This window comes from Ruegeria sp. YKSE079 (genome assembly GCF_059612845.1).
Genome location: NZ_JBXWRJ010000030.1, coordinates 1 through 15,778, shown reverse-complemented (window position 1 = coordinate 15,778; position 15,778 = coordinate 1). Strand labels below are relative to the sequence as shown.

Genomic DNA, 15,778 nt, shown 5'->3' with positions numbered 1-15,778 from the left:
CGCCATGTCAGATCGCCCGAAAACCCCGCTGTTGGACCTTGTGAACCGCCCTGCGGATCTCAAGCAGTTCTCGGACGCGCAACTGACCCAGCTTGCGGGCGAATTGCGGGCGGAAACCGTCTCGGCCGTTTCGGTGACCGGCGGCCATCTGGGCGCGGGCCTTGGCGTGGTGGAACTGACCGTGGCGCTGCATGCGGTGTTCGACGCACCGCGTGACAAGATCATCTGGGACGTCAGCCATCAGTGCTATCCGCACAAGATCCTGACCGAACGGCGCGACCGCATCCGCACCCTGCGCCAGAAAGACGGGCTCAGCGGCTTCACCAAGCGCAGCGAAAGCCCCTATGACCCGTTTGGCGCAGCGCATAGTTCGACCTCGATCAGCGCCGCTCTGGGGTTCGCCGTCGCCCGCGATCTGGGCGGCGCAATCCCCGAAGGCTTGGGCGATGCCATTGCCATTATCGGCGACGGTTCGATGTCCGCCGGCATGGCATTCGAGGCGATGAACAACGCAGGCCACCTGAACAAGCGCCTGATTGTCATCCTCAACGACAACGAGATGAGCATCGCACCGCCGGTCGGTGCGTTTTCCAACTATCTCTCGCGCCTCTACGCCGAAGAACCGTTCCAGGAACTCAAGGCCGCCGCCAAGGGCGCGGTTTCGCTTTTGCCAGAACCCTTCCGCGAAGGCGCCAAGCGTGCCAAGGAAATGCTCAAGGGCATGGCCGTCGGCGGCACCCTGTTCGAGGAACTGGGCTTTTCCTATCTCGGCCCCATCGACGGCCATGATATGCACCAGTTGCTGCCGGTCCTGCGCACCGTCAAGGCGCGCGCGACCGGCCCGATCCTGATCCACGTGCTGACCAAAAAGGGCAAGGGCTATGCCCCGGCCGAAGCCGCCCGGGATCGCGGCCACGCAACGGCGAAGTTCGACGTCGTCACAGGTGAACAGAAAAAGGCGCCTTCGAACGCGCCCTCCTACACTTCGATCTTTGGCAAGACCCTGGTGGCCGAGGCCGCGCGCGACGACAAGATCGTCGCCGTCACTGCCGCAATGCCGGACGGCACCGGGCTGAACCTTTTTGCCGAACGCTATCCCTCGCGCTGTTTCGACGTGGGCATCGCCGAGCAGCACGGCGTCACCTTCTCCGCAGCGCTGGCCGCCGGCGGCATGAAGCCCTTCTGCGCGATGTATTCCACCTTCCTGCAACGCGGCTACGATCAGGTTGTGCATGACGTCGCGATTCAGCGCCTGCCGGTGCGCTTCGCCATCGACCGGGCCGGTCTGGTAGGGGCCGACGGCGCCACTCACGCGGGGTCGTTCGATATCGCCTATCTCGCCAACCTGCCCGGCATGGTGGTCATGGCCGCCGCGGACGAGGCAGAGCTGGTGCACATGGTCGCCACCGCCGCCGCCCATGACGACGGCCCCATCGCCTTCCGCTATCCGCGCGGCGAAGGTGTGGGTGTGGACCTGCCCGAGCGTGGCGAGGTGCTGGAAATCGGCAAGGGCCGTCTGATCCAGCAAGGTGCGCGTGTGGCGCTCCTGTCCTTCGGCACCCGTCTGGCCGAGGTCCAAAAAGCCGCCGAGGCTCTGTCGGCGCGCGGCATCACTCCGACGATCGCCGACGCCCGTTTCGCCAAACCCCTTGATCAGAGCCTGATCCTGGACCTCGCCACCTCGCACGAGGCGCTGATCACCATCGAAGAAGGCGCCATCGGCGGCTTCGGCAGCCACGTGGCGCAGCTTCTGGCCGAAGAGCGCATCTTTGACACCGGTCTGAAGTTCCGCTCGATGGTCCTGCCCGACACATTCATCGATCAGGCCAGCCCCGCCGACATGTACACCGTCGCGGGCATGAACGCCGAACATATCGAGGCCAGGGTTCTTGACGTTCTCGGCGTCGCCCAGATCACCGGGAAACGCGCCTAGGGCCTCTGCCCCCCGCACCGATTTTTCAGTTGCTCAACCTGTCGCTTTCGCCAAGACCCAATCGACGCCGCGCAAAAAGTCGTCGATTGACAAAGTGTTTTTTTCTCCGCTGGACGCTGAGAGAACAAAACCGTGTGTGTAGTCGATGAGAAGGTGCAAGAGCACATCATTCTTGTCACCATTGTCGAGTTCCCGAGTGCAGCCTCGCAACTCGTTTGTGATCTGTATGAGATCCTCGCTCATGAGAGAAACATCTTCGAGAATGGCCCGCAACAGGTTGGCATTCAGCAAGGCACGTTGGAAGTATGCTCTCAATATGTTGCGCGCCTTCGCTGTCGGACTCTCTCCCGATACGTCCTGCAGCGTGTTCTCAAAGGCCAAACCAACCAAATCTGCCAGCAACGCATGCTTGCTGCCGGAATGATAGGTCACAGCCATCGGCGTGACCTTCAGCTTTTCGGCCAGCAAGCGAAACGAGAGTGCATCTGCTCCTTGCTTTTGCACAATGGGTAACGCGGTTTGCAACACAAGCTGTTTTGACAGACGCTGGGTTGATTTTGGCGGCCGTCCGACCGCAGACGATTTCGTCATGCGCCCTTCACTTTGTAGACCAGCTCGACAAGGCCGGACGGAAATGGCGTGGCCGAGATCAGCTCAAGGTCAACGTCACCGTCAGTTTCGCCGAAAATACGGATGCCATCCCCCAGCAGAATTGGAACCATGGCAATCTTCATGTCTTGCACGAACCCGGCCCTGAGAAAGGACTGAATGATCGCGCCACCATCGCCATATACACGCTTGTGGCCGCGTTGGCGTAAGGTCTCCCATAACTCCTGCGGCCTCTTCGTTGTGAATTCGACTTTGCTCTGCAGATGTTCAGGCAATTCCCGACTTGTCATGGAACGGCTAAGGACAACGACTGGCTTTTCATAGGGCCACTCGCCAAATCCCAGGACAGTTCTCAGCGACCCGGAACCCATGACAAGAACATCGACACTGTCCATAAACTCATTGAATCCGTGGTCTTCATTGGATGTCGGCTGTTTCGTCAACCAATCGAGGCTGTGATCTTTTCTTGCCACAAAGCCGTCAAGGCTCATTGCCATCATGATATGTCCGGTAGGCATGGAATTCTCCATCAGGTATTAATTATATATCATATAATTAATAGAGAAAAATTTTCGACAAGACCCATCTGATGCGATGCTTTGCCAGGGAATATGGACATTTGCCTCGCTTACAGCATTCGTCAAAACCGGCTCAAGACAGACCAACGTACTTTCGCGGCTTGATCTTTTATTTTGTGTCCCGCCACTTGAACGCCGATTGCGACATACCGATCTGTGTCCTGACGCGAGATGGCCGGACAGCTCCGTTGCGGTACCAGTTGATGGACTGAGCACGCCTCACTTTCTCCGAAGCATGACGACACGCCTGCCCGCCTTGCACGGCGCAGCGACGGATGTCGTTAGCCCTGGGAACCGCGCCCTCCGGCGTGCATCTGACTGATAGAGAACGTCATGTCGGTAAAATCCATTCTGGCGCGAAAAGGTTTCTTCGTGCCGCGTATCGACCCCAACTCGCCCGTCAAAGGCGCCCTTTTGCATTTGGAAAAGGATGAGATCTCGGCCTTGATCGCCACGTTCGATGGCCAGCAGATCGACGGCATCCTGACCACCGCCGATATCACCCGAGGCCTGCATCACTTCGGCGCCAGGGTCATCGACATGCCGGTGAGCCGGGTGATGACCAGGGACGTGAAAACATGCGATGTCTCGGCATCCATCGCCGAAATCCACCTTTTGATGACCCGACACCATATTCGTCATCTTCCGGTGACACGGAATGGAAAGCTGTGTGGCCTGATCAACATTCTCGACGTGATCCGGCAACAACTCGAAGACAGCGAAGCCGACGCGAAATCCATGCGCGCCTATATGGCGGGACGCGTTTGATGCGATACCTCGGACAATGCAATCAGACGTTGCGAGGGGCTGTCCTGCCGGATTGGTCCAGGAAGAATAGACTGAACCTCAAAGGCCTTTTTCCCGGCCCCAACACACACCACTCCAAGATGGACGGCTCGCAATGACATATGTGACCCTGATACTGGGCCTTTTCCTTCTCGTGGCCGGGGGCGAGGCGCTTGTCCGTGGTGCCGTGGGGATTGCACGACACCTGAATATCTCGCCGATTCTCATCGGTCTCACCCTCGTGGGGTTCGGCACCTCGACACCTGAACTCGTGACCAGCCTGCAGGCCATGATAAAGGGAGCGCCGGGCATCGCCGTCGGAAACGTCGTAGGCAGCAACATCGCCAACATCCTGCTGATCCTCGGCATCGCGGCGCTTCTGCTTCCGATCCACGTCAACGCCGCGGCATTCCGGCGCGATGGTGTCGTCGTGGTGCTGGCAAGCCTCGCCTGCCTGGCGGTGGTTCTGGCAGGGGCCATCCCGCGCTGGATTGGGCTCGTCTTCGTTCTGGCGCTCATCACCTACCTTGTCCTCACCTATTTGCTGGAACGCGGCAACGGCTCCGACTCGGCCGCCCTGCACAAGGCCGAGGCCGATCTTGCACCAACACCGCCCACACACCTCCTGTCGATGATCGGCAGCTTTGTCGCCGGTCTGGCGCTGACGATCTTCGGCGCACGCTTGCTGGTGGACAGCGCCATTGATCTGGCGCGCCTTGCCGGTGTGTCCGAAACGGTGATCGGCCTGACCATCGTGGCGGTCGGCACATCGCTGCCCGAACTTGCAACATCGGCCATCGCGGCGCGCCGGGGTCAGGGCGATGTGGCGCTCGGCAACATCGTCGGCAGCAACATCTTCAATATCCTCTGCATTTTGGGTGTAACGGCCCTTGTGGCACCGATTCCGGTCCCCGCAGAGATCGCTGAATTCGACATCTGGGTGATGCTGGCGGCAACCGCCGCGCTCATCGCGGTCGCCGTCACCGGCTGGTCGATCCGGCGGTACGAGGGCGCCCTGCTGGTGCTCGGATACGGTGCATATCTGGCCGCACTTCTGGCCATGGCGCACACAATTTGACCGTCCTCAAAAAGAGAAAAGAAGCCTCTTGAAATGAAACGCAACCGAGCGCATTTTCGCAGCGTCCGAGTGCAGCGACAGAAACGACGATTGGCGCGCGACGGCTCTCTCGGCACCGGAACCTTATCCGAATGGATCAAGAACCCGCTCCTGTATCGGAGCCTCCAGATCTCGGGCATCTCGCCGGATCAACCTTCTTCCCTTTTGAACCCAACCAATCGATTTCAATACCCGGCCGCCCGTCTCTGCGCGCGCCACGGTTTCCGATTGGCAAAGTCACCGCAGAATTCCGCAAGCGGTTCTTCCCCGACACCACGACGGCGGATTGGAACGACTGGCGCTGGCAGATGCGGGCGCGAATCCGGTCAACCGCCCAGCTTGAGCGGATCTTCCAACTCGGCCCGGACGAACGCGAAGCGCTGGGTCGCCATGTCGGCGGACTGCCGGTCGGCATCACACCCTATTATGCCAGCCTCATGGGGCACGACGACCCGTCCGAACCATTGCGCCGCACGCATATCCCAGTGGGTCAGGAATACCTGCGCACGCCCGGCGAGGCGGACGATCCCTTGGGCGAGGATCACGACACATCGGTTCCCGGTCTCGTGCACCGATATCCCGACAGGGTTCTGTTCCTGACCACCGGCACCTGCTCGACCTATTGCCGCTATTGCACACGCTCGCGCATGGTCGGCCAGGCGGGCGGCGAGTACCAGTTCTCGACCCGCCAGTGGGAACAGGCCTTCGCCTATATCGAAGCCCACCCCCAGATCCGCGACGTTCTGCTCTCGGGCGGCGATCCGCTGACCCTGTCGGATGAAAAGCTCGACCATCTTCTGGGCCGTCTGCACGCCATCCCGCATGTCGAGTTTGTGCGCATGGGCACCAAGGTTCCGACCGTGCTGCCGATGCGGATTACGCGCACTCTGATCCGCGTCCTGAAAAAGCACCACCCCCTGTGGATGTCGATCCACGCGACGCACCCAAAGGAACTGTCCCCCGAAGCGACCGAAGCCTATGCGCGGCTGGCCGATGCCGGCATTCCGCTCGGCTCTCAAACCGTGCTTCTGAAAGGCATCAACGACAATGTCGAGACGATGAAATCGCTCAATCACGGTCTGCTCAAGCGGCGGGTGAAACCCTATTACCTCTACCAATGTGACCCGATTACCGGCTCGGCCCATTTCCGCACCCCGGTCGCAAAAGGCCTTGAGATCATCGAAGGTCTGCGCGGTCACACAACAGGCTATGCCGTGCCGCAATTCGTCATCGACGCCCCCGGCGGCGGCGGCAAGATTCCGCTTTTGCCGGACTACATCGTGGGCCGCGACGGCGATGACCTGATCCTGCGCAACTTCGAAGGGCACCACTACCGCTACCACGATCCGGACCAGAGCCCGCTTCCATCCAGGGAATCCCCATCATGCTGATCGGCCTGACCTATGATCTGAGGGATGACTATGCCGACGCAGGCCTGTCGGACGAGGCACTGGCCGAATTCGACAGCCCCGAAACGGTTGCGGCCATCGAAATTGCGCTGGCGCGGGCCGGGTACCGGACCGACCGCATCGGCAACATCCGGGCGCTGGCCTCGCGCCTCGTGGCCGGAGACCGCTGGGACCTCGTATTCAACATTGCCGAGGGTGTCTCGGGCCGCTCGCGCGAGGCGCAGGTTCCTGCCCTGCTCGAAGCATATGGTGTGCCCTACACCTTTTCCGATCCGCTGACGCAGGCGCTGGGCCTCGACAAGGCAATGGCAAAGCGGGTCGTCCGCGATGCCGGTCTGCCCACCGCACCATTCGCGGTGTTCGAAACCGCCTCCGACGCAGTAGACTCTGAACTGCCGTACCCGCTGTTTCTCAAGCCGCTCGCCGAAGGCACCGGCAAGGGCTGCGAAAACGCCTCAAAGGTCGGCGATGCAAAATCCGCCGAGCTTGTGGCGCAGAACCTGATTGCCCGGTTCGAACAGCCCGTTCTGGCCGAAACCTACCTGCCCGGGCGCGAATTCACCGTGGGCATTCTCGGCAATGGTGCCGAGGCCCGCGTCATCGCCGTGATGGAGGTTATGCTGCGCGACCGGTCGGGCGATCAGATCTACAGTTTTCACAACAAGGAACACTGGGAACAGCACGTGCATTACGAACTGGCCGATGACGCCGAGGCGATCGAGGCGGGGCAGGTCGCCCTTGCCGCCTATCGCGCCTTGCAATGCCGCGATGCGGCCCGCGTCGATCTGCGATCCGACGCGGCTGGCTGGCCTCATTTCCTCGAGGTCAACACGCTCGCCGGCATGCACCCGACCCACTCGGACCTGCCGATGCTGTCGGCCAAGTCTGGCCTCACCTATGACGACCTGGTTACCGGAATCGTCGCGGCGGCACTGACCCGCACAGGGCAACTGACAGAGGCGCAGCGCGTCGCATCATGAATGGTTTTGATATCCCCGTTATTCACGGGGCGACGGGGAACACCCCCGACGAGCTTGACACTGTCCAGACCGCAATAGCGGTGATGGACGCACTGGCCGATTTGGGCGCGCGGTCGCGGCTGATCACGCTGAACGAAGGCGAGGCCGTCCTGGATCAGCTGGCCGCCGAGCGGCCCGATCTGGTCTTCAATCTGGTCGAGGCCGTCGGCGGATATGCAGCGCCGGCGGCCGCCATCCCCCAGGCTTTACAGGCCCGTGGCCTGTCCTTCACCGGATGCGGGGCAGAGGCCTCCTGGACATGCCAGTCAAAGGTCATGCAGAAAGAGCGGTTGCGCGAGGCCGGGTTGCCCACACCGGATTGGAGCGTCAACGGCGTTTCGCTGGCCCGCACGCCTCAGGTGATCGTCAAATCGATCACCGAACACGCCTCGGTCGGCATTGATCAGTCCTCGGTGATGCCGGGCAAACAGGCCGCTGGGGCAATCGCCGAAAAGACCGCGCGCACGGGTGATCCCCATTTTGCCGAAACCTATGTCGACGGTCGCGAATTCGCCCTGTCGCTGCTGGACATGGACGATGGCCCCCGTGTGCTGCCGCCCGCCGAAACGCAGTTTCTGGGCTACGGCCCCGGCAAACACCGCATCGTCGATTACGACGCCAAATGGGTCGAGGACACGCATGCCTATAACAACACCCCGCGACGGTTCGAGTTCCCACCCCGGGACCAAGCGCTGCTGACCGAACTGAAACGCCTTGCGCGCGCCTGCTGGGATCTGTTCGGCCTGTCGGGATATGCGCGGGTCGATTTCCGCATCGACGCAAGCGGCCGACCCTGGATTCTCGAGGTCAACACCAACCCCTGTCTCGCCCCCGACGCGGGCTTCGTGGCCGCCGCTGCGCAGGCCGGGCTCAGCTTCGAGGACCTGATCGGGCAGATCGCCTCTGCCGGTCTGCGCAAAACCGAATTGGCGGCCTGACATGTTCCGGATCAGAAAGGTTCCCGACGCACGGGCCCCCAGCAACCGGACCGCCGTCACCGAGGCGCAGGCAATCCTGCGCGCGCAGTTCCCGGGCATGGCGCCCGGCGACATCGACGCATTGCCCGACCGGCTCGAAGATCCCTATACCCACAGGTTCGTCGCGGAACTGCTTGTGGCCGAAGACGCCCGGTCACACGTTCGCGCCGCCGCCGTCATGCTCTATGATCCCGAGCTTGCTTTTGCCTTTCTCGACATGCTCGCCACGTCACCCGGGGCAAAACCCGGGCGCGGCGCGGGCGGCGCGCTGTACGAACGCGTGCGGCTCGAAGCAGCGGCGCTTGGTGCAAAGGGTCTCTATTTCGAATGCCTCCCGGATGACCCCGACCTCAGCCCCGATCCGGAAATCCGCGAACAGAACGCCGCGCGGCTGAAATTCTACGAACGCTTCGGCGCCCGCCCGATCACCGGCACAGGCTATGAAACCCCGCTTTCGCCAAACGACACCGACATGCCGCATCTGGTCTTTGACGGGCTTGGGCGTCACGATCTGCCGGACGCAACGCAACTGCAAGGCATCGTGCGCGCGATCCTCGAACGGAAATACGGCAGCCTGTGCCCGCCCGAGTACATCGAACATGTGGTCACCTCGATCGAGGACGGTCGCTTTGCCCTCCGCCCCGCACACTATGGCAAGACCATCTCAGCCCGAACGCCGCCGGACCTGCGCCGATCCATTCCGCTGATCGTCAACGACCGCCACGACATCCACCATGTGCGCGAACGCGGCTATGTGGAAAGCCCGGTCCGCATTCAGACCATTCTCGACGATCTCGACGCAACGGGCCTGTTCGTGCGCCATGAAGCCCAGCACTTTCCCGACCGCTGGATACGGGGGGTGCACGACGCCGGGCTTGTCGCCTATCTCAAAAGCGCCTGCGCCGAGGCGCCGGAAAAAACCTCGGTCTATCCCTACGTCTTCCCGGTGCGCAACGCCACGCGCCCGCCAAAGGAACGTTCGGTACTTGCAGGATACTGGTGCATCGACACCTTCACGCCGATCAACCGCAACGCCTGGCCCGCCGCACGCCGCGCCGTAGACTGCGCGCTGACGGCGGCCGAGGCGGTTCTGTCCGGCTCGCCCGCGGCCTATGCGCTGGTGCGCCCGCCGGGCCACCATGCCGAGCGCAAGACATTTGGCGGCTTCTGCTATCTTTGCAACGGCGCCATCGTGGCCAATTTCCTGTCCCGCTACGGCAAGGTCGCGATCCTCGACATCGACTATCACCACGGCAACGGCCAGCAGGATATCTTCTATGACCGTGCCGATGTCCTGACCGTGTCGATCCACGGCGATCCCAGCTTTGCCTATCCCTATTTCACCGGCTTTCGCGACGAAACCGGGCGCGGCCCGGGCGCGGGATACAATCTCAACATACCGCTGCCCGAAACCGTTTCACCCGCCGACTATCTTGCGGCGCTGGAACGCGCGCTGAACCGTATCGGGGCGTTTGCACCGGAATACCTTGTCCTTTCGCTCGGCTTCGACACCGGGCGCGGCGACCCCACCGGCACATGGTCGAACCGGCCCGAGGATTTCCGCCGCATCGGCGCGCGGATCGCCACCTCCGGATACCCCACCGTTCTGGTGCAGGAAGGCGGTTATCGCATCCGCACGCTGGGCGCCAATGCCCGCGCCTTTTTCGAAGGTTTCGCAAGCGGTCTGGAAACCGCGCGGCGCGCACCAAAGGTACCGCAACGGCCCATGTCAGAGGCCACACGCCGACAGTGGCGCAGCGCCGTCCGGCCCGAAGACCCGGAAAAAATCCGCGCGCTGGTCGCCACGACCGAACGGTTCTCTGCCGAAGAGATTGCGATTGCCGAAGAACTTGCGCAGGAACGGATCGAACGCGGGCTGGCTTCCGGCTATCACTTCATTCTGGCGTCCAGGGGCGACCGTCTGGAAGGATACGCCTGTTACGGTCAGATCCCCGGATCGGACACAAGCTGGGATCTCTACTGGATCGCGGTGTCGCCTGAACTTCAGGGCCAGGGCCTGGGTGCCGAACTCCTGCACCGGGTCGAAGCCGCCATCTCGCATGCTGGCGGGCGGCGGGTCTATATCGACACCTCCTCCAGCCCGGCCTACGCGGCAACCCGCGCCTTCTATCTGCGGCAGAACTATCAGCTGGCCGCCGAACTGACCGACTTCTACCGCAAGGGGGACGGCAAGGCGATTTACACCAAGGCATTGGAGTCGTGACGATGTCAAAGCTGTCCATCCGGCCCGTGCCGGGAAAGGGGCTGGGCGTTTTCGCGGCGGCCCCGCTGATGGCTGGCGAGGTTCTGGAAAAAGCCCCGGCGCTGGAACTCGACGCGCATACCGTTGACACCATCGCCCAGACGTCGCTGGATGATTACCACTTCGCTCATCCCGGCGATGCCAAAGGCGGGCTTCTGGTGCTCGGCCTGTCCACTCTGGTCAACCACGCGGATAGTCCAAACACGCAAACGGCAGCCGCTTTCGAACGCCGCATCGGTTGGACTGTCACGCTGCGCGCCACACAGGCGATTCCTGCAGGCACCGAATTGACCCGCCGATATGCCTGCCCGGTCTGGTTCGATCCGATCTGACAGCGCATCAATCCGTCAGGCCCAAGCGCCCGCGAAATGGATTGGTGCACTCTGCGTCACCTTTAGATTTGCGACTTCGCAAAACTCTGAAGCAGACGCGCCGCCTCGGCGGGAATGCCGTCGGTTTCGCTGGTGAGCGCGTAAGAGGCATAGCCGAACCGGGGCATGTCCTCTACCAGCCGCAACCACCCCTGCGCAATTTCCGGGGCCACCACGTGATGCGGGAAATACCCAGATGCCGGCACTGTCTTGAGGTATTCCAGCCCAAGCGTCCCGATGCCCAGTTGCAAGGCGGGCTTTGACAGGTGGGGAAAGTTCAACAGGTGATCGGCGCGGAATTCCGGCCCCCAGTCGATCAGCACGTACCCATCGCCCAACGGGTCCGCTGTCGGATCGGGATTGCTGCTGACCAGAACGAACTCGTCCTCGAAAAGCTGAATGGCGTTCAGTTCGGCGTTGTTTCGTGGTCGATAGGTCACGGCAAGATCCAGGCTGCCATCCTCGATCTGCCGCGCAAGTGTCTCGGACCGTTCCGAGATCGCGTTGATCGCAACGTTGGGAAACCGCTTCATCAACACCGGCAGCGCCCCGACCAGCAGCTTGTGCCAAAGGCTCGGAACCGCACCGATTTCCAGCGACATGTCGAACGCCTCGGGAAGCGAAGCGTCAAGCCGCGCCTGTGACCAGGTCCGAACCAGCGTCTGCGCATGCCTCTGAAACCGTCGCCCGGCAGGGGTCAGTGTCGCACCGGATTTGCCGCGGTCAAAGACCGGTCGGCCAAGCTGATCTTCCAATGATCGAATGCGCATGCTCACGGTCGATTGCGTCACATGAACCTTGTTGGCAGCATCAAAGAAACTGCCGGTCTCGACTACCGCCAGAAAGGTGCGCGCCAACTCGATATCCATTCCCTATCTATTTGCCTATCCGATAGATGCGTCAATATAAATTCGTTTTTCAAAGGGATGCGCAGCAGCCATATATGCACCGTAGCGGTTGGGGGCCGTCACATCTCCGGAACGCGATCCATACCTTCTGCCACTGGATCAACTTGGTTCCGCCGTGACGGTGTCGGGTGCTCATGCCGACAGGCTGACTCCCGCACCGAAACCCTCGCTACCGACTTGGACTTTACCGGGGATCGTCATCTTGGGGCGTCCCAGCACATGGAGAATACAATGGGCCGAGTTTCGATTGGCGCCTTGCTCGCGGCGCTGATGGCAACGTCAGGCTTCGCAATGCCAGCGGAAATTGACACCGATGGCGATGGCATGGCCTCTTTTGCGGAACTGCAAACGTTCTATCCCGATGTCACCGAAGAGCTGTTCGGAGAGATCGACCTGGATGAGGATGGATTCATCAACGACGAAGAATTCCTGGCGGCGATCGGTGCCGAAATCCTGCCCGATCCAAAAACCAACCTGTAACGCCGGATCGGTGGAGTGATCACCCCATGCGCCAAACAACTCATTTTCTTGGTCAGTTCCTGACGGCCGCAGGCATCTGGTTGCTGTTGTCCCCGTTCGTCCTGTTCAACGCGGCCAGCCTGTCTGCCGGGACATCCGATCAGGCCACGCTCGCGACGATGTCCATGGGCTTTCTTGCCCTTGTCGTCGCCGGTTTGAACACCCGATACCACCACTGGGTCCGCATCGGCCTTGGCATGGCCTTGGGCATCATAACCGTGATCGACCCATGGATCTTCGGCTTTGCGGACATGACCGTTGCAACGACCAATGCCGGCATTGCCGGGGTTGCCATCGTATCGGTTGCGATAGCCGAACTTTTGACGGCCCGCCACAGGCGAAGCTATGCCTGAATAATTGCGGGGCGGGCTGCCGCCCCGTATCCTGAGTTCGCGCCGATCTATCCAATAAACACAAAGTACCCGACATGGAAACGGACGAACTGGAAACTCCCGACCAAGCGCTTGGCCCCGACATTGGAGCTGCCGCAGCGAACGGCGATACCGATCTGGTGACTGATTTGCTGCGTCAGCGATCTCGCAGTGAGGGGCTGCGTGAATTGCTTTTGCTGCCAAGCGAAATCCGCCACAGCGTCCTCACGCTTGTTCCGGTCGAGCTTGCGGCCGAGCTCGTCGAGCAGGCACCGAACGAGCTGGCGGTCGATCTCGTCGAAAGCCTTGAACCCGAACGCGCGGCCGAAATTCTCGACGTTCTCGACAGCGATATTCAGGCCGATGTGATCGGCGAGCTCGATACCGAAGACGCCGAAGCGATCCTGTCCGAGCTGGACGAAGACGACGCCGCCGACATACGCCGCCTTGCGGAATACGAAGACGATACCGCCGGTGGCCTGATGATGGCCGAGGCCTTCTGCTTTCTCGAGGCCGACACGGTGGGCAAGGTCCTTCGCGATATCGTCGCCGCAGAAGACGAGTTCGAACGCTATCGCGGCCAGCACCCCTATGTCACCGATGCCAACGGCAAACTGACCGGCGTCGTGTCATTGCGCGGCCTGTTGACTGCCAAACGCAGCGCCACGCTGCAATCCATCATGATCCCGCCGATATCAGTTTCGGTCGAAACCCGGCTCGATGTTCTGGAAGACCTGTTCGACCTGCATTCCTTTCTCGGCCTGCCTGCGGTCGACGAAAACGGCACGCTGGTCGGCGTGGTGTCCCGCTCTGCCGTGGCAGAGGCGATGCTGGAACGCGCCGAGACCGAAAGCCTCAAACGTCAGGGCGTCGTCGGAGACGAGCTGCGCTCGATGCCCGTATGGCTCAGATCCCGGCGCAGGCTGGCATGGCTCTCGGCCAACATCGTGCTCAACATAATCGCGGCCAGCGTCATCGCCGCCTATGAATCGACTCTGGCAGCCGTCATCGCACTGGCGGTCTTTCTGCCGATGGTGTCCGACATGAGCGGCTGTTCCGGCAATCAGGCCGTCGCCGTCACCATGCGCGAGCTGAGCCTTGGCCTGATCAGGCCGATCGACGTTTTCCGGGTCTGGCTCAAGGAAATATCGGTGGGCGTCATCAACGGCATCGCCCTTGGCGTCCTCATCGGCATCGTTGCCTGGATCTGGAAGGGCGTCCCCGCGCTGGGGCTGGTCATAGGCCTGGCGCTGGCGCTGAACACGATGCTGGCCGTCTCGATCGGCGGTGTCGTGCCTTTGCTTCTCAAACGCATCGGGCAGGATCCGGCCGTTGCCAGCGGGCCGCTGCTGACCACGATCACCGACATGGCGGGGTTCTTCTTCGTTCTCAGCCTGGCAACGGTCATGATGCCCTGGCTGATCGGATGACCCATCCGGGAAATGCCGCATCAGGCACCTGCCTCACATGACAAGCCCCAGAACCGCCAGCGCACCAACCGAAACGATCCCCACCACAAATACGCTTGTAACCGCGCTCAACAGCAAACCGCACATGAACCAATAGCCGTCGCGTTCGCTCAGACCCAGCGCCAGCATGATGATCGACAGCGCGGGTAACCCGTTGGCGAACGGAATGGGCAGGAACAGGAACACCGACAGGGCCAGCGTCGCAACCCCGATCACCCGTTCCGCAACAAGGTACGAGGTCGGCCACCACCGGGGTTTGGCAAGGCGTTCGATCCGCTCGACATAGGGAACCGATACCGCGACGATGCGGCCAAACGCGGCCCGCTCGATCGAACGGTCGGCCACGAATCGCGGCAGCCACACGTCAGGACGCCCGAGAACCAGCTGAATTCCCAGAAACATCAGGGGCACGGCAGTAAAGACCGACGAACCGGGGATGAACAACAACACGTTCGGCGCCGCAAAGATGACCATCAGCGGCGCGAAACTCCGGTCGCGCAGGGCGCTTACGATATCCCCGACCGAAATGCGCGGCCCCTCGCCGGCATCGAGATCGCGCAGCACCTCCGACAAACGCCGACCGGGGCGGCGCACCAACAGCGCTTCGACCGTCTCAAGCCTGGGCATTCACTCTGCACCATATCCGGCACCGCCGTTCCCCCGCCGGGGCTTGCCCCATGGCCGGCGGAAAATCTGCGCACGGGTCAAAATCGGCCTCAGCCGTCCGAATCCTTCACGACAGCCACGGCCAGCCGGTCGATCGCGGTGATGGCGGTCAGGCCGTCTTCGCCGGCGGTGGCGTATTCGATCTGGATGCGGTCGCCCCGCCCAAGATCCGCCGGGGTTTCGACCGTCTCAGGCAATTCCCAGACCGTCAGGTCCGTCATGACAAGAATTCGATCGACCCGGTCGAAACTCAGGATTAGTCCCTCGGTTTCGTCCGCCACGGCGGGGGCCGCCAGCGAACCGGCGACGACAAATGCAAGAAATGAGCGCATGTATTGCTTCCGTCAGAGGAGGAAGCCCTGGGCGCGCGTGTTCGCGCTTGCGGCAGCCGGGCGGAGCCTCGCACCCGACCCACCAGATATGGAGCGGCGCCCGGCCATCACAAGAGGCCAGACGGCGCGGATCAGAGAATATTTAAACGCGTTGTGAATGCGTGCTGGTCTATTTTCAAGAAAAGAGAGTCTTGGCGCGAGACGCAGTGTTTTTACTGCAGGGCGGGAAGCTGACTTTCGCTGCGTTTGCGTCGGCTCTCTGCCGGGCTCGCGAAAGCTGCCGTTCTTTTGAACATTGAACTCAAGAATGCTGCGACCGATCTAATGGCCGCGAAAGAGGCCAACCCGGCCATTGTGTTTTCATGCTGCACGCGCTCGCAGCGCGGGGGGTTTCTGCGGTAGCTGAATTTTCGGCTGCCGCAACGCGGCGAGAAAACTGGCCATTCGATCA

Annotated in this window: 16 protein-coding genes; 11 read left to right on the top strand and 5 right to left on the bottom strand. The window is 61.7% G+C overall.

Features of this window, described 5'->3' with window-relative positions:
• Positions 1-4: 4 nt before the first annotated feature.
• Positions 5-1,933 (top strand): 1-deoxy-D-xylulose-5-phosphate synthase, encoded by a 1,929-nt coding sequence (gene dxs, locus AC2FMY_RS20455; protein ID WP_496807973.1) that lies wholly within the window; start codon positions 5-7, stop codon positions 1,931-1,933.
• Positions 1,934-1,966: 33 nt separating this feature from the next.
• Here the strand turns inward: dxs and AC2FMY_RS20450 are convergent, their stop codons facing one another.
• Together AC2FMY_RS20450 and AC2FMY_RS20445 are read right to left on the bottom strand one after the other, a co-directional pair.
• Positions 1,967-2,524: a TetR/AcrR family transcriptional regulator gene (locus AC2FMY_RS20450; RefSeq protein ID WP_480749018.1), complete on the bottom strand. Its 558-nt coding sequence runs from the start codon at positions 2,522-2,524 to the stop codon at positions 1,967-1,969.
• Entirely contained in the window at positions 2,521-3,072 is a 552-nt protein-coding gene (locus AC2FMY_RS20445) for a dihydrofolate reductase family protein (RefSeq protein WP_496807972.1), read from the bottom strand. Before AC2FMY_RS20445 ends, AC2FMY_RS20450 begins: the two co-directional genes overlap by 4 nt.
• A 381-nt stretch (positions 3,073-3,453) precedes the next feature.
• On the opposite strand from AC2FMY_RS20445, the gene AC2FMY_RS20440 reads away from it, so the two are divergent.
• From AC2FMY_RS20440 to AC2FMY_RS20410, 7 genes are all read left to right on the top strand, one after another.
• On the top strand, positions 3,454-3,888 hold the full coding sequence (locus AC2FMY_RS20440; RefSeq protein ID WP_496807971.1) for a CBS domain-containing protein: 435 nt from the start codon (positions 3,454-3,456) through the stop codon (positions 3,886-3,888).
• A gap of 133 nt (positions 3,889-4,021) precedes the next feature.
• Positions 4,022-4,984: a calcium/sodium antiporter gene (locus tag AC2FMY_RS20435; RefSeq protein WP_496747126.1), complete on the top strand. Its 963-nt coding sequence runs from the start codon at positions 4,022-4,024 to the stop codon at positions 4,982-4,984.
• 131 nt (positions 4,985-5,115) lie between these two features.
• A complete protein-coding gene (locus tag AC2FMY_RS20430; protein ID WP_496747127.1) occupies positions 5,116-6,414 on the top strand; it encodes a KamA family radical SAM protein in 1,299 nt (432 codons plus the stop codon).
• Positions 6,408-7,412 (top strand): D-alanine--D-alanine ligase family protein, encoded by a 1,005-nt coding sequence (locus AC2FMY_RS20425; protein WP_496807970.1) that lies wholly within the window; start codon positions 6,408-6,410, stop codon positions 7,410-7,412. Before AC2FMY_RS20430 ends, AC2FMY_RS20425 begins: the two co-directional genes overlap by 7 nt.
• Positions 7,409-8,389 carry a D-alanine--D-alanine ligase family protein gene (locus AC2FMY_RS20420; RefSeq protein ID WP_496807969.1) on the top strand — a complete coding sequence of 327 codons (981 nt, stop codon included), beginning with the start codon at positions 7,409-7,411 and terminating at the stop codon, positions 8,387-8,389. The genes AC2FMY_RS20425 and AC2FMY_RS20420 overlap by 4 nt, the downstream gene beginning before the upstream one ends.
• A gap of 1 nt (position 8,390) precedes the next feature.
• The gene (locus AC2FMY_RS20415; RefSeq protein ID WP_496807968.1) at positions 8,391-10,652 is read left to right on the top strand and encodes a GNAT family N-acetyltransferase; all 2,262 of its coding nucleotides are present in this window, start codon (positions 8,391-8,393) and stop codon (positions 10,650-10,652) included.
• 2 nt (positions 10,653-10,654) lie between these two features.
• The gene (locus AC2FMY_RS20410; RefSeq protein WP_480749026.1) at positions 10,655-11,023 is read left to right on the top strand and encodes an SET domain-containing protein-lysine N-methyltransferase; all 369 of its coding nucleotides are present in this window, start codon (positions 10,655-10,657) and stop codon (positions 11,021-11,023) included.
• A gap of 62 nt (positions 11,024-11,085) precedes the next feature.
• Here the strand turns inward: AC2FMY_RS20410 and AC2FMY_RS20405 are convergent, their stop codons facing one another.
• The gene (locus tag AC2FMY_RS20405; protein ID WP_480749027.1) at positions 11,086-11,931 is read right to left on the bottom strand and encodes a LysR family transcriptional regulator; all 846 of its coding nucleotides are present in this window, start codon (positions 11,929-11,931) and stop codon (positions 11,086-11,088) included.
• 270 nt (positions 11,932-12,201) lie between these two features.
• Between AC2FMY_RS20405 and AC2FMY_RS20400 the strand changes: the two genes are divergently transcribed.
• The 3 genes from AC2FMY_RS20400 (at position 12,202) to mgtE (ending at position 14,290) form a co-directional block, all read left to right on the top strand.
• Positions 12,202-12,450 (top strand): EF-hand domain-containing protein, encoded by a 249-nt coding sequence (locus tag AC2FMY_RS20400; protein WP_480749028.1) that lies wholly within the window; start codon positions 12,202-12,204, stop codon positions 12,448-12,450.
• A 26-nt stretch (positions 12,451-12,476) separates the two neighbouring features.
• Complete coding sequence (locus tag AC2FMY_RS20395; protein ID WP_480749029.1) at positions 12,477-12,842, top strand: SPW repeat protein; 366 nt, start codon at positions 12,477-12,479, stop codon at positions 12,840-12,842.
• Between the two features lie 74 nt (positions 12,843-12,916).
• Positions 12,917-14,290, top strand: a complete 1,374-nt coding sequence (mgtE, locus tag AC2FMY_RS20390; protein ID WP_496747136.1) for a magnesium transporter — start codon at positions 12,917-12,919, stop codon at positions 14,288-14,290.
• A 33-nt stretch (positions 14,291-14,323) separates the two neighbouring features.
• Here the strand turns inward: mgtE and AC2FMY_RS20385 are convergent, their stop codons facing one another.
• Together AC2FMY_RS20385 and AC2FMY_RS20380 are read right to left on the bottom strand one after the other, a co-directional pair.
• A complete protein-coding gene (locus tag AC2FMY_RS20385) occupies positions 14,324-14,956 on the bottom strand; it encodes an exopolysaccharide biosynthesis protein (protein ID WP_496807967.1) in 633 nt (210 codons plus the stop codon).
• An 89-nt stretch (positions 14,957-15,045) separates the two neighbouring features.
• On the bottom strand, positions 15,046-15,327 hold the full coding sequence (locus tag AC2FMY_RS20380) for a hypothetical protein (RefSeq protein WP_496807966.1): 282 nt from the start codon (positions 15,325-15,327) through the stop codon (positions 15,046-15,048).
• Positions 15,328-15,778 lie beyond the last annotated feature (451 nt).